Origin of the sequence: Caenispirillum salinarum AK4 (assembly GCF_000315795.1) — a bacterium.
Lineage (GTDB): Bacteria > Pseudomonadota > Alphaproteobacteria > Rhodospirillales > Rhodospirillaceae > Caenispirillum > Caenispirillum salinarum.
Genome location: NZ_ANHY01000008.1, coordinates 111,325 through 129,213 on the forward strand (window position 1 = coordinate 111,325; position 17,889 = coordinate 129,213).

Annotated in this window: 16 protein-coding genes and 1 tRNA gene; 7 read left to right on the forward strand and 10 right to left on the reverse strand. The window is 69.5% G+C overall.

From position 1 onward, the window contains the following. Positions 1 to 3 precede the first annotated feature (3 nt). From queG to queA, 3 genes are read right to left on the reverse strand one after another with little or no spacing between them, the layout of a single operon-like run. On the reverse strand, positions 4 to 1,200 hold the full coding sequence (gene queG, locus C882_RS10160) for a tRNA epoxyqueuosine(34) reductase QueG (RefSeq protein ID WP_009540508.1): 1,197 nt from the start codon (positions 1,198 to 1,200) through the stop codon (positions 4 to 6). 45 nt (positions 1,201 to 1,245) lie between these two features. Then, a complete protein-coding gene (gene tgt / locus C882_RS10165) occupies positions 1,246 to 2,382 on the reverse strand; it encodes a tRNA guanosine(34) transglycosylase Tgt (RefSeq protein ID WP_009540509.1) in 1,137 nt (378 codons plus the stop codon). Between the two features lie 12 nt (positions 2,383 to 2,394). Beyond that, complete coding sequence (gene queA / locus C882_RS10170; protein WP_009540510.1) at positions 2,395 to 3,450, reverse strand: tRNA preQ1(34) S-adenosylmethionine ribosyltransferase-isomerase QueA; 1,056 nt, start codon at positions 3,448 to 3,450, stop codon at positions 2,395 to 2,397. Between the two features lie 283 nt (positions 3,451 to 3,733). Between queA and C882_RS10175 the strand changes: the two genes are divergently transcribed. Beyond that, positions 3,734 to 4,234 carry a cyclic nucleotide-binding domain-containing protein gene (locus C882_RS10175; protein ID WP_009540511.1) on the forward strand — a complete coding sequence of 167 codons (501 nt, stop codon included), beginning with the start codon at positions 3,734 to 3,736 and terminating at the stop codon, positions 4,232 to 4,234. Between the two features lie 106 nt (positions 4,235 to 4,340). After that, positions 4,341 to 5,108, forward strand: coding sequence for a DODA-type extradiol aromatic ring-opening family dioxygenase (locus C882_RS10180; RefSeq protein WP_009540512.1), 768 nt, complete (start codon positions 4,341 to 4,343; stop codon positions 5,106 to 5,108). Positions 5,109 to 5,138: 30 nt separating this feature from the next. On the opposite strand, the gene C882_RS10185 is transcribed toward C882_RS10180, so the two are convergent. Next, positions 5,139 to 5,855 (reverse strand): helix-turn-helix transcriptional regulator, encoded by a 717-nt coding sequence (locus C882_RS10185; protein WP_009540513.1) that lies wholly within the window; start codon positions 5,853 to 5,855, stop codon positions 5,139 to 5,141. A 379-nt stretch (positions 5,856 to 6,234) separates the two neighbouring features. Between C882_RS10185 and C882_RS10190 the strand changes: the two genes are divergently transcribed. Continuing rightward, a complete protein-coding gene (locus C882_RS10190; RefSeq protein ID WP_083875768.1) occupies positions 6,235 to 7,206 on the forward strand; it encodes a sulfurtransferase in 972 nt (323 codons plus the stop codon). Positions 7,207 to 7,400: 194 nt separating this feature from the next. Then, complete coding sequence (locus C882_RS10195; protein ID WP_009540515.1) at positions 7,401 to 8,720, forward strand: MFS transporter; 1,320 nt, start codon at positions 7,401 to 7,403, stop codon at positions 8,718 to 8,720. 66 nt (positions 8,721 to 8,786) lie between these two features. On the opposite strand, the gene C882_RS10200 is transcribed toward C882_RS10195, so the two are convergent. Then, a tRNA-Arg gene (locus tag C882_RS10200) sits at positions 8,787 to 8,863 on the reverse strand. Between the two features lie 496 nt (positions 8,864 to 9,359). Between C882_RS10200 and C882_RS10205 the strand changes: the two genes are divergently transcribed. Next, positions 9,360 to 10,352 carry a hypothetical protein gene (locus C882_RS10205; protein WP_236262604.1) on the forward strand — a complete coding sequence of 331 codons (993 nt, stop codon included), beginning with the start codon at positions 9,360 to 9,362 and terminating at the stop codon, positions 10,350 to 10,352. A gap of 293 nt (positions 10,353 to 10,645) precedes the next feature. Here C882_RS10205 and nth read toward each other — a convergent pair whose 3' ends face one another. After that, a complete protein-coding gene (gene nth / locus C882_RS10210) occupies positions 10,646 to 11,320 on the reverse strand; it encodes an endonuclease III (protein WP_009540517.1) in 675 nt (224 codons plus the stop codon). A gap of 103 nt (positions 11,321 to 11,423) precedes the next feature. Between nth and C882_RS10215 the strand changes: the two genes are divergently transcribed. Further along, complete coding sequence (locus C882_RS10215) at positions 11,424 to 12,794, forward strand: adenylate/guanylate cyclase domain-containing protein (RefSeq protein WP_052000114.1); 1,371 nt, start codon at positions 11,424 to 11,426, stop codon at positions 12,792 to 12,794. On the opposite strand, the gene C882_RS10220 is transcribed toward C882_RS10215, so the two are convergent. Beyond that, the gene (locus tag C882_RS10220) at positions 12,725 to 13,798 is read right to left on the reverse strand and encodes a DNA recombination protein RmuC (RefSeq protein ID WP_009540518.1); all 1,074 of its coding nucleotides are present in this window, start codon (positions 13,796 to 13,798) and stop codon (positions 12,725 to 12,727) included. The two genes, C882_RS10215 and C882_RS10220, sit on opposite strands and share 70 nt — an antisense overlap. 98 nt (positions 13,799 to 13,896) lie before the next feature. Here C882_RS10220 and C882_RS10225 point away from each other — a divergent pair, with 98 nt between their 5' ends. Next, complete coding sequence (locus tag C882_RS10225) at positions 13,897 to 15,321, forward strand: DUF4139 domain-containing protein (RefSeq protein WP_009540520.1); 1,425 nt, start codon at positions 13,897 to 13,899, stop codon at positions 15,319 to 15,321. A gap of 43 nt (positions 15,322 to 15,364) precedes the next feature. Here C882_RS10225 and gshB read toward each other — a convergent pair whose 3' ends face one another. The 3 genes from gshB to C882_RS10240 form a co-directional block, all read right to left on the reverse strand. After that, positions 15,365 to 16,312 carry a glutathione synthase gene (gshB, locus tag C882_RS10230; protein WP_009540521.1) on the reverse strand — a complete coding sequence of 316 codons (948 nt, stop codon included), beginning with the start codon at positions 16,310 to 16,312 and terminating at the stop codon, positions 15,365 to 15,367. An 85-nt stretch (positions 16,313 to 16,397) separates the two neighbouring features. Continuing rightward, positions 16,398 to 17,243: a SirB1 family protein gene (locus tag C882_RS10235; protein ID WP_009540522.1), complete on the reverse strand. Its 846-nt coding sequence runs from the start codon at positions 17,241 to 17,243 to the stop codon at positions 16,398 to 16,400. Then, positions 17,240 to 17,881: a BON domain-containing protein gene (locus C882_RS10240; protein WP_009540523.1), complete on the reverse strand. Its 642-nt coding sequence runs from the start codon at positions 17,879 to 17,881 to the stop codon at positions 17,240 to 17,242. The genes C882_RS10235 and C882_RS10240 overlap by 4 nt, the downstream gene beginning before the upstream one ends. Positions 17,882 to 17,889 lie beyond the last annotated feature (8 nt).

The window sequence follows — 17,889 nt, forward strand, 5'->3', positions numbered from 1 at the left end:
GCTTCAGCCTCTCCCCTCGGTCTCCTGCGAATGATGTGCCGTCGTCAGAATGCCATGGCCCGGCGGTTCCGGGGCCTGTGCTGAGGGATAGCCAGCATCCCATTCCTCCTGAACGATCGGATCATTCTCCCGATCACGATGATCCGTATAGATAGAAATATATCCTTCCGGCCCCTCAAGTCTAGAGAGAGCCCACACGGCCGTCCCGCGTACTAAAGGCGAAGGATCGTCGGTTGCCGCCTTCCTGACGCGCGGAATCAGTTTTTCATCCTGACTGTTCCCGATGGCGATGAACACATTCCGCATAAATCGGTCGCGGCCAATGCGCTTTATTGGCGAAGCACTGAACAGGGTGCGGAACGCCGCATCATCCAGTTCCGCCAGGTCGCCCAGGCGTGGCGCGGCCAGTTCGGCCCGCGGCTTGAAGGCGTCGTGGCGTGTCGGGAGAGAGAAACGATTCCAGGGGCATACGGCCAGGCAGTCGTCGCAGCCGTAGATGCGGTTGCCCATCATCGGACGCAGGCGGCGCGGGATCGGACCCTTGTTCTCGATGGTCAGGTAGCTGATGCACAACCGCGCATCGATCTCGCCGGCGGCCGTGATGGCGTCGGTGGGGCAGGCGGTGATGCAGCGGGTGCAACTGCCGCAATGGTCGCTTTCCGCAGCGTCGGGCTCGACTTCCAGGGTCGTCAGGATTTCTCCCAGGAACAGCCACGACCCGAAGTCGCGCGACACCAGGTTGGTGTGCTTGCCCTGCCAGCCGAGCCCCGCCTGCTCGGCCAGGGGCTTTTCCATGACGGGCGCGGTGTCGACGAACACCTTCAGATCGCCGCCGAAGCGCGAGGCCATCCACTGGCCCAGCGTCTTCATGCGGCCCTTGACCCAGTCGTGATAGTCGCGGTTGCGGGCGTAGACCGAGATATGCCCGCGGCCCGGATGGTCCTGCAGCACCCGAGGATCATGGCCGGGGCCGTAGTTGACGCCCAGGCTGACGGCCGTCACCGCCTGGGGCCAGAGGCTTTGCGGATCGCCCCGGCGCTCGGCGGTGTCGGCCATCCAGCCCATGTCGGCATGGCGGCCTTCCGCGACGAAACGGTTCAGGTGGTCGCGGACGCGCGCCGGCAGCGCGGCGCGCGTGAAGCGCACCGCGTCGAAGCCCAACTCGTGGGCCTTGTGGGTGATGGCCTGGCGGGCGTCCATGAAGCGGGTCCGTTGTCGTCCACGACTCAGGTGGGGCTTGCGGCCCTAGTCTTCCAGCGGCGCGATGTCGCCACGTGCCTGGTCTTCCTCGAACCGGGCGATGAAGTCGCCCAGGCGCCCGTCGCCGATGGCGCCCCTCAAGGACCGCATGAGGTCCTGGTAGTATTGCAGGTTGTGGCCCGTCAGCAGCATGAGCCCCAGGATCTCGTCGCAGCGGATCAGGTGGTGCAGGTAGGCGCGGGAATACTGGCGGCAGGCCGCGCAGGCGCAGTCGGCGTCCAGCGGGCGCGGGTCCTCGGCGTGGCGGGCGTTGCGCAGGTTCACCGTGCCGCGCCGGGTGAAGGCCTGGGCCGTGCGCCCGGACCGCGTCGGCAGCACGCAATCGAACATGTCGATGCCGCGCGCCACCGCGCCCACGATGTCGGCGGGCTTGCCCACGCCCATCAGGTAGCGCGGCTTGTCCTCGGGCATCATGGGACAGGTGAAGTCCAGCGTCTGGAACATCAGCTCCTGCCCCTCGCCGACGGCCAGTCCGCCGACGGCGTAGCCCTCGTAGTCCATGCCGGCCAGGGCCTCGACGCTTTCCCGCCGCAGGTCCTCGTACACCGAGCCCTGCACGATGCCGAACTGGCCGTAGCCGGGGCGCGCGACGAAGGCCTTGCGCGAGCGCTCCGCCCAGCGCATGGACAGGCGCATGGATTCCGCCGCCTGTTCGTGGCTGGCGGGGTAGGGGGTGCACTCGTCGAAGGCCATGGTGATGGTGGCATCCAGCAGGTGCTGGATCTCGATGGAGCGTTCCGGCGTCAGGTGGTGCTTGGTGCCGTCGATGTGGCTTTGGAAGGTCACGCCCTCCTCGGTCATCTTGCGCAGCTTGGCCAGGCTCATGACCTGGAAGCCGCCCGAGTCGGTGAGGATCGGCCCGCGCCAGTTCATGAAGTTGCGCAAGCCCCCCAGCTTCGCCACCCGCTCCGCCGTCGGGCGCAGCATCAGGTGATAGGTGTTGCCCAGGATGATCTGCGCGCCGGTCGCCCGCACCTCCTCGGGCCGCTGGGCCTTGACGGTCGCCGCCGTGCCCACCGGCATGAAGGCCGGGGTGTCGACGATGCCGTGGGCGGTGTGCACGCGGCCCAGGCGGGCGGGGCCGTCGGTGGCGAGGCGCTCGTAGCGGAAGACGTGGGTCATGGTGTCTCTGGCTTACTCGGAAACGGAAAGGTCGGCGTCGCAGCGGTCCAGCAGGCTGCCGTCGCCATAGGAATAGAAGCGGTATCCGCTCTGGATCGCATGGGCGTAGGCGGCCTTCATGCGGTTCAGGCCGGAAAAGGCGCTGACCAGCATGAACAGCGTCGACTTGGGCAGGTGGAAGTTGGTCATCAGCTTGTCCACCGCGCGGAACCGCCAGCCCGGCGTGATGAAGATGTCCGTCGGCCCGCTGAAGGGCTTCACCGCGCCCGTCTCCGCATCCGCAGCACTTTCCAGCAGTCGCAGCGCCGTGGTGCCGACGGCGACGACGCGCCCGCCCCTGGCCCGTGCGGCCTCGATGGCCTCGGCGGCCTCGGGCGTGATCTCGCCGATCTCGCTGTGCATCTTATGGTCGGCGGTGTCGTCGGCGGTGACCGGGAGGAAGGTTCCGGCGCCCACGTGCAGGGTCACGAACACGCGCGTCACGCCGCGCTTATCCAGGCGCTCCAGAAGCTCGGGCGTGAAGTGCAGGCCGGCGGTCGGCGCGGCCACCGCGCCCTCCTTCTCCGGCGCGGAGTAGACGGTCTGGTAGTCGGTGCGATCGCTCTCGTCGTCCTCGCGGCCCATGTAGGGCGGCAGCGGGATGTGGCCGTGATCCTTCAGCGCGTCCATCAGCGCCTGGCCGCCGCGGTTGAACTTCAGCCGCACGTCGCCGCCGTCCCTCTCCTCCACCAGTGCGGAGAAACCATCGGCGAAGTCGATGGTCTGGCCGACCTTGAGCTTCTTCGCGCCCTTGGCGAAGGCGCGCCAGGTGTCGTCGTCCAGGCGCATGTGGAGGGTGACCTCCACCTTGGCTTCGCCGCGCCGGCCGGCCAGCCGGGCGGGGATGACGCGGGTGTCGTTGAACACCATCACGTCGCCGGGCTGAAGCATGTCGGGCAGGTCGCGCATGATGAAGTCCGCCAGCCCGTCGCACGTCACCCGCAGGCAGCGGGCGGAGTCGCGGGGCGAGGCGGGACGGTCGGCGATACGGTCGCGGGGAAGATCGAAGTCGAAGGCGTCGACGCGCATGAACAGGACGGGTCCGAAGCTCTGAGAGGCGAAAACGAGTGCTCCGCCCGGACGCGAGGGACTCAAGTGACCGGACGGGGGGCGGCGGCGCTCCGCCATATGGGGAGGAAACCTGGGCGTGGGTATGCCTGAAGGCGCGGGCTTGCACAAGCACATGGGGCGAAGGGCTTCTTCCATGGTACCCTTGGCCGGTGCCGGAGACAGGGCGGCAAGCCCGGCCGGCACGCGCCGTCGCCGCCCGGCCTGGGGAGGAGCCGCCGCGGCCCAGAGGGGACGACGACCCATGAGCACGAGCGACACCACATCCTCCGCCGCGCCTTCCGCCGCCGTTCTGGCCGAAGCGCTGGCGCATCACCCCTTCTTTCACGATCTGCCTGCGCCGGCGCTGGAGCGGCTTGCCGCCTGCGCCCGGGAAGCGCGGTTCGACGCCGGCACCCAGATCTTTCACGCCGGCGGCGACGCGGACGGGTTCTTCGTCATTCGCCAGGGCACCGTGCGGGTGGAGAGCAAGCGGCCCGGCAGCGCGGGGCCGGCGGTGCTGCAGACCCTGCACGAAGGCGAAATCCTGGGGTGGTCATGGCTGACGCCTCCCTACCGCTGGGCCTTCGATGCCCGCGCGGTGGGGCCGACGCGGGTGATCGCCCTGGGCGGTGCCTGCCTGCGGGCCGCCTTCGAGGCCGACCCGCTGCTGGGCTACCGGCTGGTGACCCGCTTTGCGGGGGTCATGGGTGAACGGCTGCGCGCCGCCCACATGCGCATGCTGGAACTGGACGACGGCGGCTGACGCGCCGGCGGAAACAGCCTGTTGCCCAGACGGCGGGCGACGCGGGGGGCACAAGCGGCTATATTCGGACCGATCGGACCGTATCCGCCGCGGAGGCCCCTGTTTCATGACGCCCCCCGTCCTGTTCGTCAGCCACGGCGCGCCCACCGTCTACATGGACGAGACGCCGGCCCACATGGCCCTGCGCGCCCTGGGCCGGACCCTGGCGCGGCCCAGGGCGGTGCTCATCGTTTCCGCCCATTGGGAAACGGCGGGCCCGGCAGTGGACGTGTCGGAGCGGCCGGCGACCATTCACGACTTCTCGGGCTTTCCGCCGGCCCTGTCGCGGGTGCGCTACGACGCGCCCGGGGCGCCGGACGTGGCCGGGCGCGTCTTCGCCCTGATGGCCGCCGCCGGCCTGGCGCCCGAGCCGCCCCGCGAGCGCGGGCGCGATCACGGGGCCTGGGTGCCTGCGGCGCTGATGTGGCCCGAGGCCGACGTGCCGGGCTTTCAGGTGTCCGTCTGTCCGGCGCGCGATGCTGCCTGGCACCGCCGCCTCGGGGCCGCGCTGGCGCCCCTGCGGGACGAGGGGGTGCTGATCATGGGGTCGGGCGCGGTCACGCATAATCTGCGCGCCATCGACTTTCGCAACCGCGAGGCGCCGGCGCCGGAGTGGGTGGACGCCTTCGCCGACTGGGCCGCCGAACGGGTCGCCGCCGGGCAGCCCGTCGACGACTGGCTGTCGGCGCCCGAGGCGGCGCGCAACCACCCCACGCCCGAGCATTTCCTGCCCCTCGCGGTCGCCCAGGGTGCGGCCGGCGCCGTGTCCGGCCGGCTGGTCCACGGCAGCACCGACTACGGCGTCCTGCGCATGGACATCCACCAGTGGGATTGAGCGCGGCGGCGGCCGGATGCCGCAGGGGCTTCAGTCGACGGAGACGATGCCCATGTGCACGGCGCGCACCGCCAGTTCGATCCGGTTGGCGCAGCCCAGCTTGCGCATGGCCGATTTCAGGTGCTGGGCGACGGTGTAACCGCTAATCCCCAGGATCTCGCCGATCATCCCCGTCTCCTTGCCGCGCGCCAGCCAGTGGACGCAATCGCGCTCGCGCGGGGTCAGCGGGCCCGGGTCGCCCGATTCCGCGAACAGCCGGCGGCAGGCGTTGTGCACCGCCAGCGCCAGAAGCGCCACCCCGGCCCGCTGGTGCTCGATGACCTCCCGCCGCTGGCGGGCTCCGCCGTCTGCCACGCAGGACAGAACCGCCACGCCGCCCGCCATGCGGATGGGCACGATGATGCCGTCATGCATGGCGAAATCCCGTGCCTCGTTTAACAGGCGGCGCTGATCCTCGCCCAGGATATCGGCCGGAAGTTCGGAAATGGCGAAGGGGGCGCCGCCGCGCTTGGCCATGCCGACCACCGGGTCAATGCGGTCGTAGCCATGATTCAGGTAATGGTTGGCCCATCCTTCGGGAAAATTCACCACCAGCGTGCTTTCCTGGACCCGCAGTGCGGGGCCCAGGCACATGGCATATGTCGGGAAGGTGAAGCCGATCTCAGCCGCCAGTTGCGCGGTCACGCGTCGGACGTCGGCGATGGATGTACAGCGGTCCAGAATCTGAAGCTGGTCGAGGGTCAGCATGCCCCGGCCTTCCGCACAGTCGGCGTCGACGTTTGAGGCATGAACCTTTAGCGGATGGCCGTCGCCGGCGTCCAGTGCTGTATGCAAAATGACGATAATACGTCCGTCGCGGGCCGGAACACTCGGGTGGGCATGGGGCGTCGTGCAACCCGGCCCGCGACGGTCGCCCCTCAAGGCGACCCGCCCACCTTAGGCGCCGCGCCACAGAAGAGGTATCCCCGCTTTGAGGGATGCGTCTGGCTTGCTTGACCAATTGGACAACCTGTCGGCGAGCGTTCCGCCGGACGATGTGTTGCCGTGCCGGCGGCGTTCACGTCACAGTACTGTAAGGCGGGCGGGACCGGGGACAGGCCCGTGCACCAAGCAAGGGAGACGTACGATGACGCGACGTATATTGGCGGCCGCCGCGCTGGCCGCGACGGCCATCCTTGCCGCGCCCCCGGCCGTGGCAGAGGTGCCGGGGCCCCTGGTCGCGCCGGCCTGGCTGGCCGAGCAGCCCGAGGGCTCGGTGGTGGTCCTGGACGTGCGCGAGGAGCCCGGCGCGTTCGGGAAATCCCCCGGCCGCATCGCCGGCGCGCTGCCCGTCAGCTTCAAGGACCTGCGCGGCAGCCGGACGATCGACGGGCAGGAGGTCACCCGCCTGTCCCTGACCGCCGAGGGCTTCCAGGACCTCATGCGCGGGCGCGGCGTCGACGACGGCGAGACGGTGGTGGTCACCTGGCCGGGCGACAGCGCGATCGGGCTGACGGCGGCGGCCTATCTGTACTGGCAGGCCAGGCTCTACGGGCACGACGACGTGGCGATCCTGGACGGCGGCACGGCGGCCTGGGCGGCCTCCGGCCGGGCCCTGACGCAGGACGCGCCGGCCGATCCGCAGCCCGGCACCTTCACCGCCGCTGCGGCCCGCGACGATCTTCTGGCGACGACGGAAGAGGTCCAGGCGGCCCTGGACGGCGGGCCGCAGCTGATCGACGCCCGTCCGCTAGCGCTCTACATCGGTCTGGCGGCGCCGCCGTACGTGTTCAAGAAGGGGCACATCCCCGGCGCCGACCTTCTGCCGTTCCCGTTCCTGACCAAGCCGGTCGGCGGCAAGGGCGACAAGGGCGACGCCGCGGCCGAGCCGGTGCGCATGGTGGTGCACGAGCCCGAAACCCTGCGCCGCATCGCCGCCGACCTGGGCGTCGACCTGTCGGGAGGGGCGATCAGCTACTGCAACAGCGGCCGCACCAGCGCGTCGACGTGGTTCGTGCTGAACGAGGTGCTGGGCGTGCCGACGCAGTTGTACGACGGCTCCATGCACGCCTGGACCCTGGACCCGCAGCGCCCCGTCGCCACCGCCCTGGCCGAGTGAGCCGGTTCCAGAGCCCAGCGGGAAAGGAGAGGGGCCCGTTCCCGGTCACCGGGGGCGGGCCCTTTTCCTGCCGCTTGCTCGCGCCGGTTTATGGCGGCGCCCCCTGTCTAAACCGGCGGTGCGACCTCATGTCGAGGGCGGCCATGGAAACGGTTCTGCAACGTCGGCGACCCTGAACAGCGAAAGGACGTCTGATGATTCAAGTGTTGTCCGGGGTCTGGGCCCTGCTGCTCGGCATCGTTCTCATCATGCTGGGCAACGGCATGCACTTCACCCTCATCGGCGTTCGCGGCGGGATCGAGGGCTTCTCGGCGGCGGAACTGGCGGTCGTCACCTCGGGCTACTTCATGGGTTTCCTCTCGGGTGCGCGCCTTACCCCGGTCCTGATCCGCCGGGTCGGCCATGTGCGCGTCTTCGCCGCGCTGGGCAGCTTCATGTCGGCGGGATTGATCGCCTTTCCGCTGCTGACCGAGCCGTGGGCCTGGACACTGCTGCGGGTGCTTGTCGGCTTCTGCATGTCGGGCGTCTATGTCACCGCCGAAAGCTGGCTCAACGACGCCGCCACCAACGAAACCCGCGGCAAGGTGCTGTCGGCCTACATGATCGCGCAGACGCTGGGCATCATCGGCGCACAGGGAATGCTGACGCTGGGGGATGCCGGCACCGCCGTACTCTTCATCGGGGCCTCGATCCTGGTGTCGGTCTCGTTCGCGCCGATCCTGCTGTCCGTCTCGCCGGTTCCGGCGGTCGAAGTGGCGCGTCCGATGCCGTTGCGCGACCTGTTCTCGGGGTCGCCGCTCGGCACCGTCGGAATCTTCCTGTTGGGCAGCGTCTACGCCACGCAATCGGGCATGGGCGCGGTTTTCGGCACGCAGATCGGGTTGACCACTCCGCAGATTGCGCTGTTCGTCGCGATGCTGTTCGCCGGCGCGCTGGTGCTGCAATACCCCATCGGCTGGCTGTCGGACCAGATGGACCGGCGCAAGCTGATCTTCGGGGCGGCGACGCTCGGCGCGGTCGCCTGCGCGGTGGGGTGGCTGACCGGGGGCGGTCTGTGGCCGCTGATGGCGGCCGCGTTCTTCGCCGGCGGGGTGACGACGCCGCTCTACGCCCTGTTCCTGGCCTACACCAACGATTTCCTGTCCGCCGACGACATGCCGGCCGCGTCCGGCGGGCTCGTCTTCACATTCGGCCTTGGAGCCATAGCGGGTCCGCTGGTCACCGGCTGGGCCATGGAGGGGTTCGGCGCGTTCGCGTTCTGGCTGGTGCTTGGCGCGACTTTCGGCGCCATCGCGCTGTATGCGCTCTACCGGATGACGCAACGGTCGATCGGCCCGGAAGTGGAGACCGAAAGCTATCTGAGTGTGCTGCCGACGGCCTCCCCCGTGGCGGTGGAAGCGGCCGGCGCCTGGGCCGCCGAACACGCCGAGGCGGAACGGGAGGCGGAACGGGAGGCCGAAACCGAAACCGAAACCGAGGGCGAGGCCGAAAGCCGGGCCGGGGCCCAGTCCTGACAGGACGATCGCGCCGGCCACAAACGCAAAGGGCCCGGAAGCTCATGGCTTCCAGGCCCTTTAGAGTGGCGCGCCCGGGAGGATTCGAACCCCCAACCTCCTGATCCGTAGTCAGGTGCTCTATCCAGTTGAGCTACGGGCGCTTTGTGTTCGGCGGCGGCGCCGTGTGTGCGGTGCGTCGTGCCGAGGGCCGTGTATCTATCGCGCAGCCGCTGGCGGTGCAAGGGAAAAATTTCCGGCGTGACGATTTTTTTGCCGGCAGGGCGTTCCGCAGTCTTCCGATTTGCCGCTGTGGTTCCATGGTGCCGGCACACGCGGGTGCATTGGCGGAAACGCGCGTACAAATGCGGCTTGTTCCACGTGATTCCATTCAGTACACTCGCGGCGAATAAGCCTTTCGGGGGAATGCGCGCGTTTTTCCGGGCTGGAACAAATCGTTACAAGAACTCCCCGGCCGGGGTCCGAACCATAAAAAGGTACAACTCGATGGCGCTGTCGAAGAGTGGACTGGTCTTGGTGGGCGCGACATTTGCTCTCGCCGGATGCTCCTTCGCGAGCGATGCCCTGTTTCCTGCGGAGGGAAGCGGCGAAGCCGTTTCCATCGGAGCATCGAACGCGGAGCGCAATCCGGACCCCACCGTGTCGGGGCCGCTCGCACTGAATGACTCGTCATTCGAACCCACCGGTGTGACGCCGGGCGAGCCGACCGGCACCTATGTGGGCCAGAAGGTGCAGACGTTCCGCAACGAATTGCGCCAGCTGCAGGGCACCCTGCGCAACCGCAATCAGGAGCTTCAGCAGATCCGCCAGCAGGTTCTGCAGGACAGCGCCGCGTACCACGAGAACGTCGCCGCCATCAATTCGCGCCTGCAGGTCGGTACGACGCCCGGCAATCCCATCCTGGTGCAGCGTTGGAACCAGGCGCAGCAGCAGCTCGACGAGGTCAACAACGACATCGGTTACATGAACCAGCTGTCGACGCAGGTGGCGTCCGACAGCGCCATGGCCGCCTACCTTCTGGAAAGCATCCGCGCCGCCTACAACCTGTCGGGCGCCGTGGAGGCCGACCACGCGCAGTTGCGCACCCTGGAAGACGAAACCGCCCAGACCGTGGTCCTGATCGACCGCCTGCTGGGCGAGATTTCCGAGGACGTCGCGCGCCAGCAGACCTATGTGACGAACGAGCGCAACAACCTCAACACCCTTGCCGTCGCCATCAAGACCGGCCAGACCTACGGCCAGTCCCTGGGCTACCGCAATCTGGTGCTCGCGGGCAACCAGGGGGCCCTGGCGAACACCGGTCCGGCCGGCCTGCCGTCGGCGCGCGTGGGTGGCCAGCCGGCTGCCATCATCCGCTTCGACGATCCCAACGTGAACTACGAGAGCGCGCTCTACAACGCGCTGTCCGGCCAGTTCGCGGCCCGCCCCAGCGCGGTGGTGGAGGTCGTCTCCGTCAGCCCCACCAACGCCATCCGCGGCCGCGAAGCGCTGTCGGCCAATCAGGCCCGCCGCCACGCCGAGAAGGTGATGCGCTCCCTGTCCGAGATGGGCGTGCCGGCCGACAACATCCGGCTGTCCGCCACCACCAGCGCCGAGGTGGCGGCGCCGCAGGTGCACGTCTACGTGCGCTGAATCGCGCCTCTGTGGAAGAAAAGCCGGCCGAGGACGTGCTCCTCCGCCGGCTTTTTTCATGGCCGCTGCCGCGCGCGGGGCCGCCGCCCCCGCACCCCGCTTCGCGCGAGCCGCGGGCTTTCGCGCTCCCGGTCCGTTGGCGGCCTTGCGCGATGATGGGCGCCGGGTCTCGCCCCGGCTTTCAAAAAGCTGAAAGGTTCGGGATGCTGTGCTTCCCGATCAGGGGGATCGGGGGACCGAGGCCCCCTGAGGAACGTCGGCGGCTTGGGCGGGGCGTCGGTTCTTCTGCCCGTCTACCCCGCCTTTCGCTGCTTCGGCGCCGGCTGGGTTCCCGGCGGCGGGGTCTTGGGCTTGAAGGCGCACAGGTCCTCCACCGGGCAGCGCCAGCAGTCGGGTTTGCGGGCCTTGCAGATGTAGCGCCCGTGCAGGATCAGCCAATGGTGGGCGTGCAGCTTGAATTCCTCGGGCGTGACCTTTTCCAGCACCTTTTCCACGGCGTCGGGGGTCTTGCCCTTGGCCAGTCCGGTGCGGTTGCCGACGCGGAAGATGTGGGTGTCGACCGCGATGGTCGGGATGCCGAAGGCGATGTTGAGCACCACGTTGGCGGTCTTCCGGCCGACGCCCGGCAGGGTTTCCAGGTAGTCGCGGTCCGGCGGCACGACGCCCTCGCGCTCGTCCACCAGCTTGCGCGACAGGGCGATGACGTTCTTGGCCTTGTTGCGGTAGAGCCCGATGGTGCGGATGTGCTCGATCAGGCCCTCCTCGCCCAGGTCGAGCATCTGCTGGGGCGTCTGGACCTTTTCGAACAGCGGGCCGGTGGCGCGGTTGACGCCCTTGTCGGTGGCCTGGGCGGACAGGGCGACGGCGACCAGCAGCGTATAGGGGTTGACGTAGTGCAACTCCCCCTTGGGTTCGGGGTTCAGGTCGCGCAGGCGGGTGTAGAATTCGGCGATCTTCTTGCGAGTCATGGCCGCCCGAGAGTACCCGCTTCGCTGCCCGCCGCAAGCCTGTTCAGCGCCGGTTAACCTCATGTGCGGCAGGGTTGTCGGGACGACCGGGAGGACCGCCACCATGACCGCCACGCCCGACGAAGCCGGCCTGACGCCCGTCGACGCGCCGTTTCCGCTTCAGCGCCGATACCGCCGCCGCATCCTGCCGGGACTGTTGCTGTTCGTACTGTCGTTGGCGGTGCTGGCGACGCTTGGCGGACGGCGCATGGTGGAGAGCATCTATCTGGATCAGGCGCAGGCACGCGCCGATTCGATCGCCGGGCTGATCGCCCAGGAAACGCCCGAGGGCTGGGCGGCGCTGGTTGGGGGCGTCCCGCTGGATCGCCTCTGGGGCGGCTCATTGGGTGCCGAGGTTCGCAAAGCCTTCGAGGAGGCTCTCACCGACAGCCGCCTGCAAAGGCTGAAGGTCTACCGCCCCGACCGCACCATCGCCTTTTCCACCACGGCAACCGAGATTGGCGGCATCGACGACGGCGACACCCTTGCGGGCCTGCTGGCCGACGGTGACCCGCGCGTGGTGGAGAAGCAGACGCCGGACGGCGGCCTTTACGAGCTTTACGTGCCCCACCACGGCCCGGAGGAGCGGTTGCTGGCGGTGTTCGAACTGTACGAGCCCCAGGCCTTCCTGGATGAAATCATGCTGCGCACGCTGGCTCCGGCCGTGGTCGTGCCGGTCCTCCTGCTGGCCGGACTGGTGGTGCTGCTGGGGCGGCTGGTGACGCACGCCCAGGCTGATATCGACAGCCGCACCGCCCGGCTAGTGGAATTGCGCCGACGGCTGGAAAGCTTCGTCTCACGCTCCGCGGTCCATGCGGCGCGGTCTGCTGAAGAGGGCTCGGGCCATAGGTTGCGCATGACGCTGCTGTATTCCGACGTGCGCGACTTTTCCGGCTTCTCCGAGGATGCGACGCCGGAGGCGGTGGTGGCCTTCCTCAACCGCCTGATGGCTTTGCAGGTAGAGGCCGTGCGCGACCGCGGCGGTGACGTGGACAAGATGATCGGCGACGCCCTGCTCGCCCGCTTCGACGGGCCCGCTGCCGCCGCCCGCGCGGTCGCCGCCGCCGAAGACATCCAGCGCGCCATGGCCGGGGCGTCGAACCTGCCGCGCGGCGTCGGCATCGGCATATTTACGGGCGATTTGGTCTCCGGCGCTATCGGCCCGGCGGAGCGGCGCGATTTCACCGTCATCGGCGATACCGTCAACGTGGCCGCTCGCCTGTGCTCCGCCGCCGCGGAGGGCGCGGTGGTGGTCGATGCAGGAACATTGGCGACAATCGGCGGAGCGGCGGCGGATGCCTTCGAACCGCCGGAAATTCTGGGCGTCAAGGGCCGGCGCGAACCGGTGACGGTGCGCCGCCGGAGCTATCCGGCCGCCCGCGCACCGTCGGTGCCGGCGCTGGCGCCGGCGGCCTCGCCCAGTTCCAGTTGCTGAACCCGGTCGGCGCGGCGCAGGACCTTGTCGGTGGACACGCGGATCTGGCGCACGTCCTCGGTCGCCTGATCGAAGTGGCGGGCGAGCTTGCCGACGCGGTCGTCCAGCCGCGCCACGTCGTCCATCAGCGCCCGCACCTCCGCCTGAATCAGCGTGGCCTGCTCGTGCATGCGGCTGTCCTTGAGCACCGCGCGCACGGTGTTGAGCGTCGCCATCAGCGTGGTGGGGGAAACGATCCACACCCGCGCCCGCCAGCTCTGCTCCACCACCTGCGGGAAGCGGGCGTGCAACTCGGCATAGATGGCTTCCGACGGCAGGAACATGAGGGCTGAATCGGCGGTTTCCCCAGGCACCTGATAGCGCTCGGCAATGTCCTTCACATGCTTGAGCACGGCGGCGGAAAAGGCCCGTGCCGCCTGGGTGCGGGCGGCGTCGTCGCCCTGTTCGTGCGCCGCGCGCAGGCCGTGCCAGCTTTCCAGCGGGAACTTGGCGTCGACCACGATGGCGCCCGGCGGGTCGGGCAGGTGGATCACGCAGTCGGCGCGTCGGCCGTTGCCCAGGGTCGCCTGGAACGCGAAGGCCGACGGCGGCAGCAGGCTGGTCACCAGATCGTGCAGTTGCACCTCGCCGAAGGCCCCGCGCGCCTGCTTGTTGCCCAGCACTTCCTGCAGGCTGACCACCTGGGCCGACAGGTCCGTGATGGTGCGCTGGGCGCGGTCGATGACCGCCAGCCGCTCGCGCACCTCGGTCAGCGTGGCCGAGGTGCGGTCGCCGGAGCGCTGCAGGACCTCTGCCAGGGTGCGTTCCTGCGCCTGCATGCGGCGGTCCACCGACTCCGCCAGCCGCGCCTGGGCGTCCGCCAGTTGCGCCAGGCGGCCGGCGGTCTCGCCGGCCTCCCCGTCGCCGCCCGGGACGCGCCGGCCGCGCGGGCGCAGGATCAGCGCCAGAAGCAGCACGCCCGCCACCAGGATCAGCGCGGGAACGATCCAGGACGATGCCTCCATGCGTGCGTGCCCCTCTTTCGCCATGCTCGTGGGTATGCTGTTGGTTTACAAGGAAATGCCGGTTCCACGCAATGAAAATGGACCAAAAGGAGAACGTCATGCCCTTCGTCTCCCGCAGCCTTGCCGCCGCGCTTCTGGTGGCGACCGCCCTGGTGCCCGCCGCGCGCGCCCAGGACCCGGTGACGGCGCCCGAGGCCGCGCGGGAGGCGCTGTCGCTGACGCTCTACAACAGCGGCTCGGCACTGGTGGCCGACCGGCGGGCGGTGGCGGTGCCGGCGGGCGAGAGCCGGCTGGTCATCCAGGGCCTGCCGAGCGCCGCCGAACCGGCCTCGGCTTTCCTGCGGGCGGACGGGCTGGCGGTGCGGTCGCAGATGGTGGAGGCGACGCCGCCCACCACCCAGGCGCTTCTGGCTGCGAGCGTCGGGCAGGAAATCGGCGTGGCGGTCACCGATCCCGACACGGGCGCGGTGACGGAGACCCTGCGTGCCCGCGTCTTGTCCGCGCCGCCGGCCGCGGTCTACGAGATCGACGGGCGCATCCGCACCGATCTGCCCGGAGAGCCGGTGTTCGATTCCCTGCCCGACGGCGTGCACCTCACGCCCGTGTGGTCGGGCGCGGTGACGGCGGCCGCCCCGGTGGAGGCGGTGACCCTGTCCTACCTGACCGGCGGCCTGTCGTGGGATGCGGGCTACGTCGCCACGCTTTCGGCCGATGGGGATGCGCTGGACCTGGACGGGCGGGCGACCATCCGCAACGAGTCCGGCGCCGCCTTCACCGGAGCCGACGTGGCGCTGGTGGCCGGCGACGTCGCCCGCGCGCCCGACGCCATGCAGAAGGGCGGCGGGCCGCGCGCCATGATGGCCATGGCCGAATCGGCACCGGCGCGCATGGACGATGCGGCGCGCGAACAACTGGGCGCCTTCCACCTTTATACGCTGGAGGGTGCGGTGGACCTGCCGGCGGGAGCGGTGGTGCAGCCGGCCCTGCTGACCGCGCGGGACGTGCCGGTGGAGACGGAATACCGCATTGAGGGCGGTCACGTCATCGTCCACGGGCGGCAGGCGGAAGATCAGCCGGTGCCGGTGGAAACCCGCCTGACGTTCGAGAACGTGGCGGAGGCCGGGCTCGGCAAGCCGCTGCCCGCCGGCACCGTGCGGGTGTTCCGTCCCGACGCCTCGGGCACGCCGCGTCTGGTGGGCGCCGACCGGGTCGAGCACATGGCCGAGGGGCGGAAGGTGTCCCTGACGCTGGGCCGTGCCTTCGACGTGACGGCCGAGCGCGTGCAGACCGAGTTCGAGCGCCTGTCGGAGCGCGTCACCCGCACCAGCCACCGGATCACGCTCCGCAACGCCCGCGACGCGGCGGTGACGGTGCGCGTGGTGGAGACCATCCCCGGCGACTGGACCATGGTCGATCAGACCCAGCCGCACGAAAAGGAAACCGCCAGCCGCGCCGCCTGGGACGTGCAGGTGCCGGCCGGCGGCGAGGCGGTGCTGGGCTACACCGTGCGGACGGAGTTCTGAGCGGCGGACGGAGGGGCGGCTCGCAAGCGGCCGCCCCGACCCCTCACGTCGCGGCCCGCTTGGCCTCGATGACGGTCCAGATGTCCTTTTCCAGCTGGGTGCCGTCGAATTTGGTGACCTCCTGCAGGCCCGTCGGCGAGGTGACGTTGATTTCCGTCAGCCAGTCGCCGATGACGTCGATGCCGACGAAGATCAGGCCCTGCTCCTTGAGCACCGGGCCGATGGCCTCGCAGATCTGGCGGTCGCGGTCGGTCAGCAGGCTTTTTTCGGCGCGGCCGCCCACATGCATGTTGGAGCGCGATTCGCCTTCCGCCGGCACGCGGTTGATGGCGCCCAGCGGCTCGCCGTCGATGAGGATGATGCGCTTGTCGCCCAGGCGCACGGCCGGCAGGTACTTCTGCACGATCAGCGGCTCGCGCGAGTGCTGGCTGAACAGTTCCAGCAGGCTGTTGAGGTTCTCGTCGCCCGGCGGCAGGTGGAAGACGCCGGCGCCGCCGTTGCCGAACAGCGGCTTGACGATGATGTCCTTGTACTGGTCGCGGAAATCCTTGATCTCGGCGATGTCCGACGAGATCAGCGTCGGCGGCATCAGGTCGGGGAAGTGGGTGACGAACAGCTTTTCCGGCGCGTTGCGCACGGCCGCCGGGTTGTTGACCACCAGGGTCTTGGGGTGGATGTGTTCCAGGATGTGGGTCGCGGTGATGTAGGCCATGTCGAACGGCGGGTCCTGGCGCATCAGCACCACGTCCATGGTCGACAGGTCCAGCGTCGTCCAGTTGCCCAGGTCGAAGTGGTCGCCGGTCTTGCGCCGCAGGGTCAGCGGGCGGGCCTTGGCGAGCACGCGGCCCTCGCGGAAGGACAGGTGGCGCGGCTCGTAGTGGTACAGCACATGCCCGCGCGCCTGGGCCTCCAGCCCCAGCACGAAGGTGGAATCGCCGGCAATGTCGATGGCCTCGATGGGGTCCATCTGGATGGCGACTTTCAGCGTCATGAACGGGTCTCCGACTGTGCGCGCCGACCGCGGCGGTGACGCCGCGCCGGGAAAGGATGAAAGGCTATATGGGGAGAACTGAACCCTACTGCAGGCGCTGGCGCAACTCCCGCAGAACCACGTCGATGCGTTCGCGATCGGGCCCGGCGGGGGCCCGTGCGACATATTCCTCCAGCGCGGTCACCGCGCCCGGCAGGTCGCCGGTGCGCATGTGCATCAGCCCGCGCTCGCGCCACAGCACGGGATCGTCGGGAGCGAGCAGCAGCATGTCGGTGATGGTCGCCAGCGCCTGATCGAAGCGCGTGGCCTCCATGTGCCGCACCTTGATGTTGTTGAGCAGCCGCATGACGATGGCCCGGTCGGTCACCGGCTGGTAGACGTCGGACGTCAGCTCGGCGCCCTGTCCCTGGCTGACCTTGAGCAGGGCGCGCAGGTCGTGGGCCTCCATGATCTGGCCGCCGTTGAAGGGGTCCAGGATCACCCGCTCGGCATCGCCGCCCTGGACGCGGACCAGGAAGTGGCCCGGGAAGTTCAGCCCCACCACGTCCCATCCCTGTGACCGGCCGGCATGGATGTAGAGGATGCCGAGTGTCACCGGCAGTCCGCGCCGGCGGTCGATCACGCGGATCAGGTCGGCGTTCTGCAGGTCCTCATAGGATTGGTCGTCGCCCTGATAGCCGTGCCGGCCGGCCAGCACATCGGCCAGCACGCCGGCCTGATCGGCGGCGGCGGGCGGCATGCCCGCGGCCGCGGCGGCCGCATCGTCGGACAGTTCGCGCAGGTGGGCGCGGTAGGGGTCGAGGCTGACCCCCGGATGACGCAGGGCGGCCAGCGCCAGCGCGGCTTCCGCCAGGTCGAAGCGATCCTCGCCCCGTGCGGCGATGTCCTTCAGCAGCGCGCGGGCCTCGCCGCGGGAGGTGCCGCCGCTCATGGCCGCCCCTCCCGCGCCTGCGGGGCGGCGGGTTCGCTGCGCCGCGGATCGGTCTTGAGCAGCACATGGTCCTCGATGCCGCGCACGAAGTCGGTGCCGCGCGCATGGGCGATGACGCGCCGGCGCTCCCGCTCCGACTGCGCGATCCCCAGCAGGTGGACGATGCCGTCCTCGACTTCGATGGCGTAATTGATGGCGAGTACCTCCGGATCGAACATGATGGCCTTGCGCAATTCGGCCGTGACCAGGGCATCGCGCGGGCCGGTGCCGCGTTCCGGGTTGGGTGTGACCGTCACCCGGTCGATGATGGTTCGCACGCCGTCGACCGATCCGGCCAGCGCCAGCGCCTTGCCGTGCAGGTCGGCGTCGGCGACGGCTCCCGTCAGCAGCACGCGACCGTCGAACACGGTGGCGCCGATGCCCTCGAAAAGAACGCCTTCCTCGTCGAATCGGTCGATGATCTCCAGCGAGATCCGCGCATCCCGCGCCGATCCGCCGACGCCGCGTTCTTCCGCCGCCGCAGTGGCCACCATGGCCCCGGCACCCACGGCGGCGCCCACGGGCGTGCATCCGGTGGCGGCGGCGAGAAGCGGCAGGAGGGCGAGGACCGAGAGGGCGAAAGGACGGCGAAAAGGCATGTCGGGCG